The organism is Lysinibacillus sp. BS3 (genome assembly GCF_039614735.1).
Taxonomy (GTDB): Bacteria; Bacillota; Bacilli; order Bacillales_A; family Planococcaceae; genus Lysinibacillus; species Lysinibacillus capsici.
In genome coordinates, this window is record NZ_CP154860.1 from 672,942 (window position 1) to 690,377 (window position 17,436).

A 17,436-nucleotide genomic window follows, 5' to 3' on the forward strand; every position below is an offset into this window, starting at 1 on the left:
AATACATTAGCTGATATGTTATTGCTAAGATCCTATTCCAAGTGTTTTGGCGTCATCAAAAGCGTTCCATCGTTAAATCAGTATTTACTGAAACAGCAGCTTTATTACCTTTAGCAGCTGAAATCATTAAAGTGGATGGTTTAGATCTTTCGGTTTCCCCTGCAATATATACATTTTTTTGAGTTGTTCTACCAACACCATCTGTTATGACTTTTCCATCTTCATCAATATCACAGCCAAGCTTCTCAGCAAACTGATTGGGGCGATAATAAGATGGGGCCACAAATCCACCAGACCTTATAATGGTTGCTCCTGATTCAAACTCTATTTTTTGCAAGTACCCATCATTACCTATGAGGTCTTTTATCTTTTCTGATATTATTTTGATATTGTGTTTTTGTAACTCCATTTTACCTTCTTTAGATAAGTGAGCTCCATTCGTTAAGACAACCAAATCCTGTGACCAATTATAAATCAACTTAGTCAAATGCAGTACATGCTCTTCTTTTTCTGCCATCACCACTAATGGCTTATCCTTTTGCTCCCAACCATCACAATACGGACAACTAAATAGACTTTTCCCATAAAACTTTCTTATACTTGGTATAGTAAATATTTCTTGAACACCGGTGGCGAGTATTATTTTTTCTGAAACTAATTCCTGACTAGTAGATGTTTTGACAGTAAATCGCTCATTACCTATATCCTTTATAATTTCAGTAACTGTCGCATTAAGATAGGAGACGGACGGGTAATTCACCAACTCTTTTAAAGCTATTTCTTTAAATGCTTGTGGTTTTATTCCATCACGCGTAATAAATCCATGTGACGCCTGTGTCACTCTATTCCTATTTGTCCCATCATCCATTAATGCAATATTTCTCCTAGCTCTTCCTAAAGTTAAGCCAGCACTTAACCCAGAAGGACCTCCGCCTATAATGATACAATCAAGAACAGTCATTTTTACCTCCACAATAATTTGCTTTCTTTTGAATTGTAATTTGCATTCGAGAACTACATTATTTCCTACATCATGGATTTCCATTCTTTACACACTAAAAAATAACGCGGAGTTTTTGTTTATTTCGTATTAAAAAAGACGCATTCCTTTTTAAAGAAATGCGCACAATTGTGGAAGATTTTTTTAAGATAAATTTGATAATAGTTGTTCAATAGCTTCTGAGTCTTTCGGGTATGCATGAATAAATTTTGAAATTTCATTGCTATCCTACCAAGCAATTTCTTCATCTAAGTCTTGATATTGAATGTCTCCACCAGTTAGTTCACATAAAAAATATTGCGTTGTTAGTTTATATTATTTGATAATTTGAGTGTTTTTTCTTATTGCAAAATCTCGCCCGATTGTTAAATAACGTTCAACTCCTGTTTCTTGTTATTGTAAACATTTTAAATGATAAAACAATTAACTAGACTGTGTGGCGTCTACGGCTATGTAAGTATTGCTATAAAGAAGCATATGAATTCTCTTTACATTCCATAGTTTCTTAAATTCATTAATTGGAACTTTTCGATTATAGCGATTGTGTACATCATCACAATTCACCAGTTTCTTTATTGATTCTGAAAGGTAAATATATTCCTTGTCATAGCCTACTACTGGGACAAAATGCAGATAGTTACGATCCTTTTGTGTTTTAATAAAAACAATCACGGGAGTTCCTTTACTAACTTCATACTTTAATGTACTTACATTTCCTTTATGATATTTTGTTTTAAAACCCTTTTTTCTTAACACCGTTCGGATTCCCTTTGGATATACAGTACCAACCCTAGTTTTACTAGGAAAATGCGTATATAACCCTTCACCATCATCTTCCATGCCAAAATGACGTAATAGATATGCTGTTGAAAATGCTGCACATTCGTTATTCTTTTGAAAATCTATTCGATTGTTTTGTTGAATAAGATAGTTAGCTGGAAAATCTCTTCTCTGTAAAACAGGTATGGGTAATGTCATTAAATATGCATTAATAATAGTTGATATAATAATCCATAAAATAACTTGACTAACTATAAACATACACGACCCCCATATCTTTGTGTCTAATTAAATCGATATTCTAAGTCCTTTTTTCACTATCCGCTCCGTTTTTTAGTATATTTTATTTCTTCTTCATTTCAACATAATTATCCAATTTTGGTTTATGTTTTACTTAATTAAATGCCCGTTTGTTGAATAAGTCAAACGTTGCTTTACTATACCAGTTTCCTAGCATCTCACTCTTTCAATATTTACTTGCTACATATTTCATCACAGCCTGGATTGTAAGGACGAAACTAATGATCGTCGATAATAAAAGCTCCATTGCTTCATGTTGATTCCATATAAGCCCATATCGCATGAGCAAATAAAAACCGCTTGTCAATGCATGGCAGGCAAATAGACTTCCCCAGATCACTGCCTTTGACTTTTTATAAGCATTACTGCCCCATAAATATTTCATATACAAAAAACAAACAACACCTATACCTATAATAAACAGTGATGTCTGCGCAAAGGATGCTGTCACAGTCATCGATTCTTCGTGCGGCATATCCACATAGAGAAGGTTTCCAAGGTGAATTATGTTAAAGCTCAATAGACAAATTAACACATATAAAAACAATAGCCATTCGGCAATTATCATGAACCATTTCATTATTGCCTCTACCATCCTAGTCTAATAATCTTGTATTCTCTTTATTTGCTAAATATCTACAAAAGGGACAATAATGATCTCTCGCTATGAAGATCGCATGGTACATTTCTGACCAGGGAATGGTATCTTCACAGCTATCACATTCTACATAAAAATCAGGTAGTAAACCCTTATCTAACAAGGCATCCCACTGCGTGTTGGTTAATTGATAAGGTCCATTTTTTATAACATCTATAATGATTGCCAATACTTCCCCATTATAAATTCGATTTGACTTCACTAATTCTGTTAAATAAGCCATACATTCAGTTGGTTCACTTATGATTTTTTGCTTTAGCTTTTCCCGTAGCATGTAACGCCCACTTTCTTTTCTAACTTTACTTGAAACCTAAAACACCACTCTCTAATTATGTAAAAAAATCAAAATTAAGTAAATGAAAAACCTTCTTCTATAAAAGTAATTTACAAGAATGTTTTCAGCATTTTTTAGAACCATAGGGTAAATACCATTTCTCCTTTCTGCCAGCACACATATTATAGGTTGTAGAAAGGAGGGATTTTCAGTGGGATACAATGGAAACGTAGGTAACATGAACAACAGCTGCTATTATGGCGGCGACTCTGGCGGTGGCGGCTATTACGGTTCAACATTCGTATTAATCGTCGTTCTATTCATTCTTTTAATTATTGTTGGCGCTTCTTTCATGTACTAATCATCCCAATTAGCACCTAACCTTTTACAGACTCCTAAAGTTTGTAAGGTCATACTAGCTTTTTTATAAGGGTCACTTTACCAGCCTAGTGACCCTTTTCCTTTTCAGATAATCGTGCGATAATCAAATCTGAAATGGTAAATTTGAGGTGAATTCTACATGTTGAGAGTAATTAAAGCATTACTAGGCATCGCATTGATTATGGTTGGCCCTATGTTGATTGTGATTACGGTTGACGATACAGTATTTCTCAAAAATATATTATTAAGAAGCATTGGTGGTCTGTGCGTTTTACTGGGCGTTCATTTATTACATAGACAGTTTCATCCGAATTCATACACAAGTAAACCCACGAGCTCTGAATAAAGAGCACTTGGGTTTACTTTTAGAAAAATATTATTCCTTGGCAAAATATTTTGGATCTATTTGAAGAAGAATTGTATTCATATCATAAAAATTTCCTGATTTAAATTTTTCCTCATGAGTAAACCCTTGTTGTTGTTGAATAAATGCTAACCATTCCTTTTCTAACTCACTACTACTCTTTCCGTAAACTTCCTCTAATTTTTGCGCTAGTTCTTTCTCGTTATATATATGTTCAAACTTTTCGAGTCCGTAGGTATCAATTAAATATGTAACAAATGATGCCGCATGTGTGTAGCTCATCTCCATCATGACTCGATTCTGTTCTTCACTTGAAAGTGCTGGGCGAAAATAGACATCATCTTGATTTGGATCAATTAACTTACTAATAGGAATTAACTTATCTGAATCCAAATAATGCTTCATGTATTTTTCAAAGTATAATTTATTTTTTCCGTATTGTTCCTCCATATAACTTGCAAAACCCTCTTGTGTAAAATAGCCATGGTCTGATCCAAAATTGTTGCCATAGCCAAGTAAAGAATGGGTCATTTCATGGACAAGTGGATAGGTATCTTCTTTAACGCCAACTAGTTCGATTTTCGATGCAAACCCCCAGGATAGACCGTCTTCCATAAACCATACGTTGATATGCTCAGATGGCGTGTAGGAAGTATGTATAGAATTCTTTATGTGGTCGTATGCTGTCACAATTTCATCCTTTATAGCCTCTACTTTATCTTGTGGAACACCAATCTCATTCTTAATTTCAAAGGTTATTTTGCCATCCTTTGTGACCACAATATTTTCATCGTTTTTCCCTTCCAGTATTTGTTCCTTAGGTTGAACAGTTTCTGCTGTACAGGCTGTTAATAGCAATGTACAAAGAAGGATTGTGCCTCTCCATTTAGCCATAATTACCTTCTAAAAGAGTATTTTCCAGTTTATACGAAACTTAAAATCCAAAAGTTTCATTTTTAAAAGAAAAATAAGGAAAATTAGACAAAATTATTTATAATGTTAGTAGACATGGGAAAAAGGAGGTCGCAATGAACAAAAGTACATGTATTCATTACAACCCACGCTATGGCTGGGATTTAAATAGTGATGCAAATTTAGAAATGCGGTTATTCGCCAAAGCACAACGTAGACAAGTAACTATTCTCAGCTATGGATGTGACTTAGATCATCACACCATTAAAAAAATTGCTCGGCACTACCTCACTAGGAAAAAATCTACCGAAGCAGAAACAACAATCGAAATAAGGTATGATACATATGATGCTAATTCAAATAAACATGAAGAGAGTCAATACTATTGGAAAACCTATTTCATTAGTGAAAGAACATTAGCTGCTTTCCTACAAGCGCTATATCGATTACCTGGTACACATATTCACTGTGAATTTAATGTGCGAGGACATTTTGAAGTAAAGCTAAATGGTGTGGAATTTTCTACACGTGTATTAAAAGCCCTTGATTATCCATCTATGTATAAGGAAGATTTAATCGGACGCTATCTTTTATTTATCGATACAGAATCACCTGACAATGAAATGATACGTCATAAAATACACTTGCTCCCTAAAGAGCTGCAAAGTCTCTCTCTCCCCTTAGACAGTTCACAGCTCCAATGGGAACTATTAGTAAAGGACTGGATAAGAGCCATTCTTCGCTACGACGTGTAAATTTTAGCATATTCAAGATGATGGTCCATAAAACCAAGTAATCTTATCATATAAATAGAAGTAGTGTTAAGCGAATTCGTTTAACATGGCACCTCCCGATTTGTTACTAAGGGGCACTTCCATCCGTGCCCCTTCTATTTTTTTGCCATCGCCATCCAATATAAAATTAATTAGTTATGAGGGGACGTAGATTTATGTTAGTGGTTATTTTAAATTTTTTATCGAATGGTGGTCAAAATATAGCTAAGCTCCGTCAAAATGATTGGTTCCCAGCATTTATTATGTTGAACAGTATTGCAGCTTATTTTTTGCCAATCGTCATGTCAGAAAATATCTTCTATTGTTTGTATAGCCTATACTCGAACACCTTTACTTCGATCATACATACTTCACTCCATAAAGGTAACAATACAATGCATTAGACCACAAAGAGGTGTTTGGAAGAAAATGAAAAAGATATTACTCGTTTTTATATTCTCCCTTGTACTAGTTACTTCATTTCAAACAATACCCGCTTCAACAGCTGAACCAACACAGGATTCTAACGAGCTGAGATTGCAGGATATGCTCATGCTATTGCTTACTCCTTATATTGAAGAAGATTTGACCAATTATTATTCAAAGGTTAGAGAGGATGTTTCCCCTCATATTACTCCCTGGAAAATTGAAGTAATTGAAACAAAAAGAAATCATTTCCGAGGCTTTAACATGCAAATTACATTTGAAATTGAACCTACGGATGGCGGACAATGGATTCCTATTGGAAAGGATCGAATGACCTATGAAATTTCTTCAGGACCAGATGTTAAATTGATTCATCACACACATCTAAAGACGTATAAATATCCGCCAGAATAATACCTTCCCATTAAAATCATAGACTTGTCCCTTTATTTAATGTCGTGCGATTTTTCTTCTTTGACAGATAAAAACACCCCGTCAAAGTGAAGTGACCCCTATAAGTTAGACACGGTTATTTCGTTTAGGCAGCTTGGGTAAACTGAGTTCGGTATTCTACCGGACTCAGTTTTAATTTTGCCTTTAAACGTCTCGTGTTGTAATACGTTATATACTTTTCAAGTTCCTTTTTAAAATGCTCGACACTATCAAATTCCTTTAAGTAGAGGAATTCTGACTTCATGATGCCGAAGAAATTCTCCATGACAGAGTTGTCATAACAGTTTCCCTTACGTGACATACTTTGCACAATGCCTCTTGATTCAAGGGCGTGGCGATATTGTTTCATTTGGTAATGCCAACCTTGATCTGAATGCATCAATAATTGATGTTCCTCTGGCAACCTCTCTAGTGCCTTCTCCAACATTTCTGATACAAGCGAATATGTTGGTCTATGACCAATTGTGTACGTAATAATTTCGCCGTTAAATAAGTCTAAAATAGGTGATAAATAGAGCTTTTCACCAAACAGCTTAAACTCCGTAATATCTGTAACCCATTTTTCATTCGGTGCTTCTGCTATGAAGTTACGATCCAATCTATTAGGCGCAATCTTACCGATTGTCCCTTTATAAGATTTGTATTTCTTCATACGCACTAAGCACTTTAAACCTAATTCTTTCATGATACGTTGAACCTTTTTATGATTCACTTTTTTCCCACGATTTGCTAGCTCATCACGAATACGACGATAACCATAACGACCTTCGTGTTCGTTATAAATTGCTCGAATTTCGGCCTTTAACTCGGCATCTGGATCTGGACGATCCATCTTCTTCACTAAATCATAGTACGTGCTACGTGGAATGCCTGCGAATTTCGCAAGCGCCTTCACCGAGTATTTATGCCTTAATTCATAGATGACCTTTACTTTGTCTTCTTTGGTGATTTTTCCTTGGCTTGAACTAAGGCGTTCAACTTTTTTAAGTACTCATTTTCCATACGTAGACGATTGATTTCTGCTTGAAGTGCTTCAGGTGTCCCTTCTACTGGTGCTTGTTTTGGTTGTTTGTTCGTTTCTTTTTTCATGGATGGATGCCCCTTTTTCCTTGATTGAAGGGCATCGAATCCTTTTGTTTTAAATTGCTTTTTCCAACTACGAAGTGTAGAAGGCGTAGCTATCTTAAAGATAGCTGCTGTTTCAAGTAAGGACGTACCATTTTCAATCATAAAGTTTAGTACGTCTAGTTTAAACTGTGCCGAATAATTTGTATATCGCTTTATAAACGCTTCTACGCCATTATACTCATATTGTTTCGCCCAATTAAGAATTGCTTTGTGATCTGTTCCGATAGATTTAGCAATTTCATGTGAACTTTCATTGCCTTTTATGTAACGTAAGGCTGCTTGTAGTTTTTCTTCCGATGTAAATTTAGCCATATAAAAACTGCTCCTCCAAATGTTAGATGTGTCTAACATTTGGGGAGCAGTTCAAAGCTAGATTTTGTGTCTTACTTTGATGGGGTATTTCATCGTTACACTAAACTTCGCTGTTAGTAGATGATCTATTTATTTTCTATCTCTTATTTCTTCTAGTATTTCTATTATGCGATTGTTTTGCCTTTCAATCGATTTTAACTTTCTCTCTATTATGCTTGAAGAGAAAAACACAATTAGTACAATCGCTATTCCAATTAGTAAATCCATTTTACTCCCCCACTGTCTATTTATGTAATTTCACTTCATCTTACATAGATTTCAAAAGAAAAAGATGGCACTATACGGTGGCCATCTTTAAGTAAAGTATCCATGGTTGATAAACAACGATGAATTAACGAATTCGTGCCTTGCGGAAGCCGTCGAATATACTGATTGCCGCAGATACAACAAATATAATAATTATGCCGGCAATTAGCCATATTTCAAATTGCTTAGTAGATGTGGTAAATAATTTACTCATGTACGTGATACTTTCTTGGTTCATTAAATTCGGATTACTTACTATCACAATGAATACAACGGTTGCGAAAAGCTCCACAACTGTATTAAAGATTGCCACTTTTTTCGTCCATTGCCCTTTTAGTAGTTTGTAGAGAGCTAACCCAATTTCGAGAGCAATGACAACAATTACAATAGGCCAATAACGAAGTAAAACATCCTGATTTAAAGCTGGCATTACGAACTTGAGACCCTCTCCGCCACCTTCATATATACCTAAAAGATGATTTGCATAAAAATATAGAGTTGCCCAAATGGCCGTCCACATTAAATAGCCAAATACTTCAAGCTTGGTAATTGCTTTTTTCTTCGGAATATAAATGACAGTTTTCAAATCCTCAGGAGTCCATTTTTTAAGACTTGCTGATAATGGATGCTGTTCTTTTCCTTTATCAGTTCGTTCCAAAATGACAAATACGACCGTTAGCCAGAAAAAGACATGTATGCCTACTTCGATGATTCTCCATATTCCTTCACCCATCATATTGAGAAAAGCATTCATAACCGCCTCTTCCCCACCAAAACTAATAAAATATTCAGCAATCATTGAGATGACCGCAATGACAGCAGCAATTGGAATAATCATTTTTAGTAACGAGAGGTATACATCGAAATAGCGAGGGCCAATTAAATGCATTGGTTGATCACGATAACCGCTCGCTAACGCCGCTGGATTCCCTAATTTTTCAAGTACTTCCTTTACATCATGCTCATTGTAATCATCAGGCAGCATATCCCCAATGGTTGATCGTAACTCAAGTGCAATATCCTCACGATTTTTTTCAGGCAGCCTCCGCGTGACTTCTTGAATATAAATTTCAGTCAGATTCATCTTTATCCTCATCTCCTTTTAGTAGCTCATAAAGTTCTTTTGAATTATTAATCCATTCTCGTTTCAATTGCAAAAAGACGTCTAATCCATATTCACTTAATACATAATACTTGCGGGGTCTACTCTCAGAGGTTTCCCAGCTACTTGTCACTAACTCTTGTTTTTCTAAACGCCGAAGCAATGGATATAATGTACTTTGATCGATGTTAATGCCCGAATCTTCCAATAATTGAACAAGTGAATATCCATACTGCGGTGTTCGTAATTGACTTAAAACGGCTAATGTCAGTGTTCCTCTCCTAAGTTCTGTCATTAATGAATTCAGTAACGTACTCATGCACTCACCTCTATTTCACTTACTATATGATATACACTGTATAACTTATACTATGTATCGTACACTATTATTGTTACAACAACAAGCAATTAATTTCCTTTATAGAAAAAAAGCTGTTTTTCAACACAGGAGTCTTTGTCTCTTTTACAGATACTTGCTTTCTACCAATTAAAAAGGAAGGGCAAAATTGATAGCAACCACGTTCCGTTAATTAAAGGTCCAATCACTAATTTCCAATACATAACATTTCAGACATTAGTCTGAAGACAATCATTGATGTTAGACGGTATATTGTATTTATACTTTTTAACCATAAAAGTATTAGGAAAAATCCTAGACAACCATTACGTATAGAAAAAAATTACTACTAAAACGTTCAAGTATCTTAATTTATAAAAACTATACGTAATGTGTTTGTTAGTTTTGTACTTGAAAAATTACCAACAGGTAGAACATCTTGTACAACGTAGCGTACAGTGATGTTTTTTTATGTGATTTTTTGCTATGAGCAAAACTGTATGTTCAGACTGATTAACTATTTATTAATCAGGAAATACAAATGTGTCGAGGTGACTTCTATGAAAGAGAAAATGCATTTTACAATTTTAAGTAACGATTCAACTGACGGAGATGGAGGTTACGGAGTAGGTACCCTTGATCTAAATAATGTAACGTCAATTATTATAGATTGTGAAAAAGAGCACGTGTTTATAGATTTAGAAGCCCTACACGGACGAAGTAAAATTGAAAAAAAAGTTCGTTTTTCACCTGATCTAGCTCATGCTAGCAGCGATTATTATCGTTATTGGATAGTTTGGGTAGCGATTCAGGTTAATCAAAATGGCCCCTATTATGCGGGATGTACCGCAAGTGAAGTACGGGTATCAAAAGAAGAACGTCGTATTAAGCTTGGCTATAAATCTTTGCCAGAGCAGGTAAATTTTTTAGATAAGGCACTGAAAGGGAAATTTCTCTTGCAGCATATGGATAGTCATTCAAAAAAGCTACTTTATCAGTTTTTATCTGAATTTAATGAAGCGTATTGGAAACACTCACCCGAAGAATTAAAACACCAGTTGTCTGTATAGGAGGATTTATAATGGCATTTGTAATTACAGAATTATGCAGGGATGAAAAAGCGGCTGTCTGTTTGGATGTATGTCCAGTAAATTGCATTGTTAGGACAGATACCCAATATGTAATTGATCCAGATCTTTGCATTGATTGTGGAGCTTGTGAATTAGTATGTCCAGTAGAAGCGATTTATTTTGAGGATGATTTGCCTTATGAATATCAGTCAGCAACCCTGCTAGCACGAAATCATTTTCGAAATTAACATTGTCTTTATCCATATAAATTGAATAGAAGCGAGAACAAGTCGATTTCCTATACAATAAGAAATCGACTTGTTCGTATGGCTTATTTGATAATGATGAATTTAGACTAACTGGCGTTTAAATTGTTTAATGGCGAAAAAATAAGCGATGACCATGATGCCGATGCACCACATAAGAGCGAGCCAGATATCATTACTAACAGAGCCTTCATATAAGAGGGCACGAATTGCATTGACGATTGAGGTAACGGGCTGGTTCTCAGCAAACGCACGGATAATTTTAGGCATGGTTTCCGTGGGAACAAAGGCCGAACTGATAAAAGGTAGGAAAATCAGCGGGTACGAGTAGGCTGTTGCCCCCTCCATAGACCCTGCTGCCAATCCAGGAATGACTGCCAACCATGTCAATGCTAGCGTAAACAGCCCTAGTATGCCAGCTACCGCGAACCAATCCAAGAGATCCGTACTAGAACGGAAACCCATCAAGAACGCAACAAGGATAACGACTACAACAGTAAGCGCGTTGGAAATAAGCGAGGCCAACACGTGAGCCCACAATACAGACGAGCGCTTGATGGGCATGGTGATAAAACGTGCCATCAGCCCACTCTTTATATCTGTAAACAGTCGTGCGGAAGTGTAAGCGCAGCCCGATGCAATTGCCATCAATAAGATTCCTGGCAATAAATAATTGACGTAGTTGTCTGTGCCTGTCTCTATTGCGCCACCAAATACGTAGACAAATAGTAGCATCATCATAATTGGCGTAATCGCCACCGTGATTATTGTATCTGGACTGCGCATAATGTTACGCATTAAACGCCCTAGCAATACCCATGTTTTACTCTTCATTTAAATCTCCTCCTTTTTGCCAATGATGGCGAGGAAAATGTCCTCAAGTGTTGGCTGCTTCTCAATATACTCTACTTTCGCTGGTGGGAACATCTCTTTAAGTTCTAGAAGGGTGCCAGTCGTTATAATTTTTCCTTCATGTAGGATGGCAATACGATCCGCCAGTTGTTCGGCTTCCTCCAGGTACTGGGTCGTTAGCAAGATGGTCGTGCCACCATCAGCAAGCTCCTTGACTGTTTCCCAGACTTCCATTCGTGCTTCAGGATCAAGCCCTGTAGTTGGTTCGTCTAGAAAAATAACTGCTGGCGTCCCAATCATGCTCATGGCAATGTCAAGTCGGCGCCGCATCCCGCCAGAAAAATTGTCGGCCCGACGATTGCCCGCATCTGTCAGGCTGAATCTTGCGAGTAGATTGTCTGCGGTTTGAGCGGGATTGGAAACTCCTCGCAACTTGGCAATCATGATCAGGTTTTCCCGCCCTGTGAGCATACCGTCTAAAGTGGCGAACTGCCCTGTTAGGCTGATGCTCTGACGAACATGATCTGGTTGGTGCTGGACATCAAAACCGCAAATCGCTACTTTGCCACCATCAGACTTCATCAATGTGGAGAGAATATTGATTATCGTCGTCTTCCCTGCTCCATTTGAGCCTAACAATGCGAAAATTTCGCCACGTCGCACCTCAAAATCCACTCCCTTTAAAACTTCCTTTTCTTTAAAAGATTTTTTTAACCCTTTTACAGAAATCGCATCTTTGCTCATCCTTTTTCCTCCCTTTTTAAAAATCTCTTTGCAGAGTAGATTGCCCTTCCTTAACTACTTAGTCTGACTGATAATCTGTATAACTTAGTACCGTTTAAAAATTAAAACTGAATAGCGAAGGCAACAATGAACAAATAGCTATTCAGTCGGTATTACTGACCCATTTATTTTTTTCCTAATCGATTCAAAATGCTTTGGTTTAAATCTTCACGATACTTGGCGATATAGGTTTTTGCGTTTGCCACTAGCTCATCAGCAAAAGACGCTACATCTTCGCCAGTGATTTCCAGCACTTGTCTGCCTTCCGCTGCACCAGCCTCGAACAACTCGATCAATTCATATTGCATGTGCAGCATATCCATCCCATTGCCTGCTGTGAAATTCCACATGTAGTTTTGAATTTTTTTAAACACAAATTGATAATCCTCGGGCAGTTGTTCGACCCGTGCCATCATCATCTTGTACTCTTTTTTATCACCCATCATTTTTTTGAACAATTCGATCACGTTATTTTCCTCCTTTGTATTATCAAGCTAAAGATCAGACGCATTATCATATGAAACTAAAAAGACTTTAGAGCATTGATTTTTGACGAGATAAAATCCCATTTTTCCCAAAATAATTTTAGTTCAGCACGTCCAGCCTCATTAAGTGAGTAAAACTTGCGGGGCGGTCCCATATCTGATGGTTTCTTTTGAATATTCACCAGTTTTTTTTTCTCTAAACGCACGAGGATGGTGTAGACCGTCCCTTCCACGACTTCAGTGAACCCTAACTCATTCAGGCGTCGGGTAATTTCGTATCCGTAGGTTTCATGACGGCTAATGATTTCCAGTACGCAGCCTTCCAGGGACCCCTTCAGCATCTCCGTTAAATTTTCCATATGCAGAACACCTCTATTTGCTTCACTATTCTGTATAACTTAGTACTTAGGTAAAATTTTTTTGCTTTTGAGAAGCTATTAAGTAATACTTATTACAACTACATAGTAACACCGAGTAGTTCGGGTGTCAATTACTTTTCTTATAAATTTTTGATGCCACTATTCAATAAAGAAAAAAGAGCTGCCTACGCAACTCCATGTTCTTTCATTAAGTTTTCACATTCTTATGAAGCGACTGTACTTATCCATATCAGGTGAGCCATTTATTTACGTTCAATATCTTATCCCATGTGAGTGTAGATATAAGGAATTTAACTGTCTTAACCTTCTTAACTATTTACCTCCCACCTACCATGTAATAGGCAAAGATGGTGTGAAATATAGGACACCATCTTCTATTTTTCATGCTACTTAACAATTGCTAAAATATCCTTTGGCTCATAGAAGACGTAATCTGCCTCCTCAAAGCCAATGGTGGATTTGGCTCCCCAATGGGCAAGGGCAAACTTGGCGCCTGCTTGCTTTGCGCATTGGAAATCATAGATAGAATCACCAATATAGATGGCCTCTTCTGGTGCTACCTGTAATGCGTCCAGACATTTTAACAGCGGCTCTGGGTGTGGTTTATGCTTTTCCGTATCACTGGCACTTACAATATGTTGGAAATACTCACTTAACCCAAACGGCTCAAACTCATCCACTACCTCTTGCGCTGTTTTAGAAGTGACAATACCCATTTGTAGCGGCTTTGTTGCAAGGTGCTGAATAACTTCCTCTAGACTTTCGAAAACAGCCACTTCATGTGAAAAATCCAGCACAGCCGCAGACCATTTCTGATGCACAGCCTCTATGTCATCCACGTTAAGCCTCTGCAATGCATCTTTTCCTGGGATGCCTAAAGCAAATCGTAAAGCCTCAAAGGGATAGTCCTGTTGTGTTTCTTCTCGTAAGATTCTTTGCAATGACTGTAAAATCGCTTGCTCCGTATCCAAAATCGTTCCATCTACATCAAATATAATCGCTCTTAACATGTATAACCCTCCTAGTTAAAGCACGTTATTTATATATGTGCATAATTGCTGATACATTTCCTCTTCATAATCCCTCTGGCCTCTTATAAATTTCTCCTTTAAATTATAAAAACATATTTCAAGATATTCCTGATTATGATGCTGTTGAAAGGGTCTCCTATCCTTTACTGGGCCTAAACCCTTAAAGTAGTTATTCTTTTTTTCGTAGGTTCGAATTTGATAACCCCGCTTCTTCATTTCATCCATGACTTTTTCTGTATACAAATACAAATCTTCTTTCGGGTATTCGTATATATAATTAATCAGTATATGCTGATCCTCTTTCGCAAATATGCTATTTAGCTCTCTCCACTGCGACAGTAGTTGTCCTTTTGGTAGATACGCAATTAAATCTATATGCCATAACCTCATGCGCCTTCTCCTTTCTATTAATCAACCATTAATGTAAAATATTACTTACTATGATGCTAAAACTGACGGAGGGATAGTATGGAAATAAAAACTGCAACGCTCGATGAAATTCCACAAATTGAGCGTTTATACCAAGAGCTTTTTTTAGAGATGTCGATTCTTCAACCTAAATATATCAAACCTGCCAAACAAGTTGCCAACTTTATCAGGTTTACGATCATTGAAGATGATTCAGATATTTTAATCGCAACATTCGAGAACGAAGTGGTAGGCTTTTTGCTTATTAAAGAAACAACGACCCCACCCTATACTTGCTTGGTTGAACACAAATATGCTTTTATTGTGGATGTGATTGTTGGCAAACATTACCAAAACAAAGGAATTGGGTCTGCTTTATTAGATGAAGCGAAAAAATGGGCAGCCTATCGTCACTTGGACTATTTGGAGTTAAATGTATTGACTGAAAATAAAGGCGCTAAATCCTTATATGAAAAACATGGGTTCAAGGATACGAACCAGACGATGCGCTTAGAATTTTAAGTATGTGATGAGAAAGAAGGGATTTCAATGAAAGAAATGAAAACCGTACACAAGAAAGCCAACCTCATAGTGCCTGTCTTTATTGGCATGGGGTTAGGTGCGTTTATCGGTTTACTTGCCTATGTAAAAGACTGGCTATAAAAAAAATAGACAAAGCCCCTCAAACTGCTTTGTCTATTTTTCAACACTATATTAGTTTACTTTCTTTCAGTAAATCATAAATGATTGTATCCTTTGTTTTATGAATACCCAATTTACCGATTTGCTTTAAGATAAATGGTGCATCAATATCTGTTAGTTTTTTACCATCCAGCAAACGAGCCGTTGATGCTAATAATGTGCGAACATCAAAGGCAGACGCAAATACCTCTGGGACACCTCGGTCAATCGTTAATAGTTGATAGACTGCCTCCATCGCCGTTCTTACGGAATATTCCGTAGTAAAGACAGTGTCTCTTGCTGTTTCACTGAAGTTGCCAATAAAGGCTAAATTAGCAGATCCTTCTGGCACAACAAGTGGACGATCCCCCATTGCTCTTGGCATAAAATAAGAGGTGATGTAAGGCATATAGCATGGAATCGTATTGCAAGAATTTTGTGCAATGTCTGGAATTTCATCCACTGGTACTCCCATATGGTATAACCACTCTTGTGCAATCTCAATGCCTGTACATTCCGTAATACTTTTCTTAATAAAATCACCTGGCTTGTTTGATAGTAAGCCATAAATCCAAACAACTAATTGGTCCTTTGGTTGATTTTTAAAGTGAGGTTGTCGGTTCAATGTATAGCTTAGCATCCAATTAGAATCAGTAGCTGTGACAATCCCTCCTGTTACGACCTTACCAGCGTATGGGTCCCTTTTACTGATTTTTTCAATATATGGAGCCACACGATCATCTAAGGTTGTAAGGGTAGCTGAAACAAACCAGCTTTCCTCTGGCAGATTATCGCAGAACTTTTCTGGTCGACCAAACTCTTCACCTTGGGCAGCGATATTTTTCCACAGGGACCAGCTGCCACCTAAATCTTTATTGATAGGGGCTGGCGTATTATTATCCCCGTATGTTGTACTTTCTGTAATACTACCATTTGTCACAAACACTAACTCATTTTCTGTTAGTTCAATATTCTTTTTCACACCATCTTTTCGTAACACCAATGTATGAGCTACTTTTTTGTCTCCTACCTTATCAACTAAAACATTTTCTACAACCGTATTATATTGGAAATCAACATCATGACTTTCTAAGTATTTAATCATTGGCAGCACGAGCGATTCATACTGATTATACTTTGTAAATTTTAAGGCCGATAAATCTGGTAATCCGCCAATATGATGAATGAAACGCATAATATAACGACGCATCTCCATCGCAGAATGCCATTTTTCAAACGCAAACATCGTGGACCAATAGAGCCAAAAATTCGATTCAAAAAATTCATCTGAGAAAACATCTGTGATTTTTTTGTCCTCTAATTTTTCCTCAGGCGTAAAGAATAATTTAATCATTTCTTCTGAGGATTTGTCTGATAAAGTGAACTTGCCATCATCCTCAAGTCTTTGGCCTCTATCCTTCATTAATCGACATTTTGAATAATTAGGATCCTCTTTATTAAGCCAATAAAATTCATCTAAAACGGAAGCATTTTCTACTTCTAACGAAGGAATGGAACGGAATAAATCCCATAAGCATTCAAAATGATCTTCCATTTCTCGTCCACCGCGAATAATAAACCCTCTCGTCGGATTAAGTATGCCATCTAGACTTCCTCCTGAAATATCTAACTCTTCAAGAATATGAATGTTCTCACCTTTCATTTGGCCATCACGAATTAAAAAACATGCTGCTGACAGTGAGGCTAGTCCCGAGCCAATCAGATAAGCAGACTTTTTATCGACTCCCTCAGGTTTTTTAGGACGTGCGAAAGCTTCATAGTTACCATTGCTGTAATACATATTACCGCCTCCTAATTTATTATTCTAATATAGAATAACACAGGTTATCGACAAAATGGTAAAATGAGCTAATAATTAACAAAAAATTCAAATCCACTAATTGTGCGTTAATTTATCTTCCCTTCTCATTGGACAAAGCAAGTGCTTGTATTTTTATAAAAGAGAAGCATACA

23 protein-coding genes are annotated in these 17,436 nt (G+C 36.7%); 7 read left to right on the forward strand and 16 right to left on the reverse strand.

Annotated features, from left to right (window positions below; translation table 11 throughout):
• Positions 1–55: 55 nt before the first annotated feature.
• From AAJG31_RS03485 to AAJG31_RS03500, 4 genes are all read right to left on the reverse strand, one after another.
• On the reverse strand, positions 56–961 hold the full coding sequence (locus AAJG31_RS03485; protein WP_066037871.1) for an NAD(P)/FAD-dependent oxidoreductase: 906 nt from the start codon (positions 959–961) through the stop codon (positions 56–58).
• A gap of 462 nt (positions 962–1,423) precedes the next feature.
• A complete protein-coding gene (locus AAJG31_RS03490) occupies positions 1,424–2,041 on the reverse strand; it encodes a cysteine peptidase family C39 domain-containing protein (RefSeq protein ID WP_066037844.1) in 618 nt (205 codons plus the stop codon).
• 205 nt (positions 2,042–2,246) lie between these two features.
• A complete protein-coding gene (locus AAJG31_RS03495) occupies positions 2,247–2,660 on the reverse strand; it encodes a hypothetical protein (protein ID WP_345803570.1) in 414 nt (137 codons plus the stop codon).
• A gap of 16 nt (positions 2,661–2,676) precedes the next feature.
• A complete protein-coding gene (locus AAJG31_RS03500; RefSeq protein ID WP_279494782.1) occupies positions 2,677–3,012 on the reverse strand; it encodes a hypothetical protein in 336 nt (111 codons plus the stop codon).
• Between the two features lie 238 nt (positions 3,013–3,250).
• Here AAJG31_RS03500 and AAJG31_RS03505 point away from each other — a divergent pair, with 238 nt between their 5' ends.
• Positions 3,251–3,373 (forward strand): YjcZ family sporulation protein, encoded by a 123-nt coding sequence (locus AAJG31_RS03505; RefSeq protein ID WP_081456919.1) that lies wholly within the window; start codon positions 3,251–3,253, stop codon positions 3,371–3,373.
• A 396-nt stretch (positions 3,374–3,769) separates the two neighbouring features.
• Here AAJG31_RS03505 and AAJG31_RS03510 read toward each other — a convergent pair whose 3' ends face one another.
• Complete coding sequence (locus tag AAJG31_RS03510) at positions 3,770–4,651, reverse strand: hypothetical protein (protein WP_279494779.1); 882 nt, start codon at positions 4,649–4,651, stop codon at positions 3,770–3,772.
• Positions 4,652–4,785: 134 nt separating this feature from the next.
• Here AAJG31_RS03510 and AAJG31_RS03515 point away from each other — a divergent pair, with 134 nt between their 5' ends.
• The 3 genes from AAJG31_RS03515 (at position 4,786) to AAJG31_RS03525 (ending at position 6,282) form a co-directional block, all read left to right on the forward strand.
• Positions 4,786–5,424 carry a hypothetical protein gene (locus tag AAJG31_RS03515; RefSeq protein WP_279494778.1) on the forward strand — a complete coding sequence of 213 codons (639 nt, stop codon included), beginning with the start codon at positions 4,786–4,788 and terminating at the stop codon, positions 5,422–5,424.
• A gap of 194 nt (positions 5,425–5,618) precedes the next feature.
• On the forward strand, positions 5,619–5,846 hold the full coding sequence (locus tag AAJG31_RS03520) for a hypothetical protein (RefSeq protein WP_279494777.1): 228 nt from the start codon (positions 5,619–5,621) through the stop codon (positions 5,844–5,846).
• 25 nt (positions 5,847–5,871) lie between these two features.
• Positions 5,872–6,282, forward strand: a complete 411-nt coding sequence (locus tag AAJG31_RS03525) for a DUF3888 domain-containing protein (RefSeq protein WP_279494775.1) — start codon at positions 5,872–5,874, stop codon at positions 6,280–6,282.
• 124 nt (positions 6,283–6,406) lie between these two features.
• On the opposite strand, the gene AAJG31_RS03530 is transcribed toward AAJG31_RS03525, so the two are convergent.
• The 4 genes from AAJG31_RS03530 to AAJG31_RS03545 form a co-directional block, all read right to left on the reverse strand.
• A protein-coding gene (locus AAJG31_RS03530) for an IS3 family transposase (RefSeq protein WP_139111235.1) occupies positions 6,407–7,761 on the reverse strand; the annotation gives its coding sequence in 2 pieces (ribosomal slippage) (positions 6,407–7,308 and positions 7,308–7,761; 1,356 coding nt in all).
• Between the two features lie 129 nt (positions 7,762–7,890).
• Entirely contained in the window at positions 7,891–8,028 is a 138-nt protein-coding gene (locus AAJG31_RS03535) for a hypothetical protein (RefSeq protein ID WP_004228528.1), read from the reverse strand.
• Between the two features lie 124 nt (positions 8,029–8,152).
• On the reverse strand, positions 8,153–9,151 hold the full coding sequence (locus AAJG31_RS03540) for a hypothetical protein (RefSeq protein ID WP_279494774.1): 999 nt from the start codon (positions 9,149–9,151) through the stop codon (positions 8,153–8,155).
• Positions 9,138–9,488, reverse strand: coding sequence for a PadR family transcriptional regulator (locus tag AAJG31_RS03545; protein ID WP_016994532.1), 351 nt, complete (start codon positions 9,486–9,488; stop codon positions 9,138–9,140). Before AAJG31_RS03545 ends, AAJG31_RS03540 begins: the two co-directional genes overlap by 14 nt.
• 578 nt (positions 9,489–10,066) lie before the next feature.
• Between AAJG31_RS03545 and AAJG31_RS03550 the strand changes: the two genes are divergently transcribed.
• Positions 10,067–10,576, forward strand: coding sequence for a YwhD family protein (locus AAJG31_RS03550; RefSeq protein ID WP_279494773.1), 510 nt, complete (start codon positions 10,067–10,069; stop codon positions 10,574–10,576).
• Between the two features lie 11 nt (positions 10,577–10,587).
• Complete coding sequence (locus AAJG31_RS03555) at positions 10,588–10,824, forward strand: ferredoxin family protein (protein WP_279494772.1); 237 nt, start codon at positions 10,588–10,590, stop codon at positions 10,822–10,824.
• 102 nt (positions 10,825–10,926) lie between these two features.
• On the opposite strand, the gene AAJG31_RS03560 is transcribed toward AAJG31_RS03555, so the two are convergent.
• From AAJG31_RS03560 to AAJG31_RS03585, 6 genes are all read right to left on the reverse strand, one after another.
• Entirely contained in the window at positions 10,927–11,676 is a 750-nt protein-coding gene (locus AAJG31_RS03560; RefSeq protein ID WP_279494771.1) for an ABC transporter permease, read from the reverse strand.
• Positions 11,677–12,438: an ATP-binding cassette domain-containing protein gene (locus AAJG31_RS03565; protein WP_279494770.1), complete on the reverse strand. Its 762-nt coding sequence runs from the start codon at positions 12,436–12,438 to the stop codon at positions 11,677–11,679.
• A gap of 164 nt (positions 12,439–12,602) precedes the next feature.
• Positions 12,603–12,944: a DUF1048 domain-containing protein gene (locus tag AAJG31_RS03570; RefSeq protein ID WP_279494769.1), complete on the reverse strand. Its 342-nt coding sequence runs from the start codon at positions 12,942–12,944 to the stop codon at positions 12,603–12,605.
• Between the two features lie 56 nt (positions 12,945–13,000).
• A complete protein-coding gene (locus tag AAJG31_RS03575; protein WP_257961143.1) occupies positions 13,001–13,321 on the reverse strand; it encodes a PadR family transcriptional regulator in 321 nt (106 codons plus the stop codon).
• A gap of 407 nt (positions 13,322–13,728) precedes the next feature.
• Positions 13,729–14,352: an HAD family hydrolase gene (locus AAJG31_RS03580; RefSeq protein ID WP_279494766.1), complete on the reverse strand. Its 624-nt coding sequence runs from the start codon at positions 14,350–14,352 to the stop codon at positions 13,729–13,731.
• Positions 14,353–14,367: 15 nt separating this feature from the next.
• The gene (locus tag AAJG31_RS03585) at positions 14,368–14,763 is read right to left on the reverse strand and encodes a pyrimidine dimer DNA glycosylase/endonuclease V (RefSeq protein WP_279494765.1); all 396 of its coding nucleotides are present in this window, start codon (positions 14,761–14,763) and stop codon (positions 14,368–14,370) included.
• A gap of 78 nt (positions 14,764–14,841) precedes the next feature.
• Here AAJG31_RS03585 and AAJG31_RS03590 point away from each other — a divergent pair, with 78 nt between their 5' ends.
• Entirely contained in the window at positions 14,842–15,303 is a 462-nt protein-coding gene (locus AAJG31_RS03590) for a GNAT family N-acetyltransferase (RefSeq protein WP_279494764.1), read from the forward strand.
• Between the two features lie 187 nt (positions 15,304–15,490).
• Here AAJG31_RS03590 and AAJG31_RS03595 read toward each other — a convergent pair whose 3' ends face one another.
• Positions 15,491–17,263 (reverse strand): oleate hydratase, encoded by a 1,773-nt coding sequence (locus tag AAJG31_RS03595; protein WP_054549388.1) that lies wholly within the window; start codon positions 17,261–17,263, stop codon positions 15,491–15,493.
• Between the last annotated feature and the right edge of the window lie 173 nt (positions 17,264–17,436).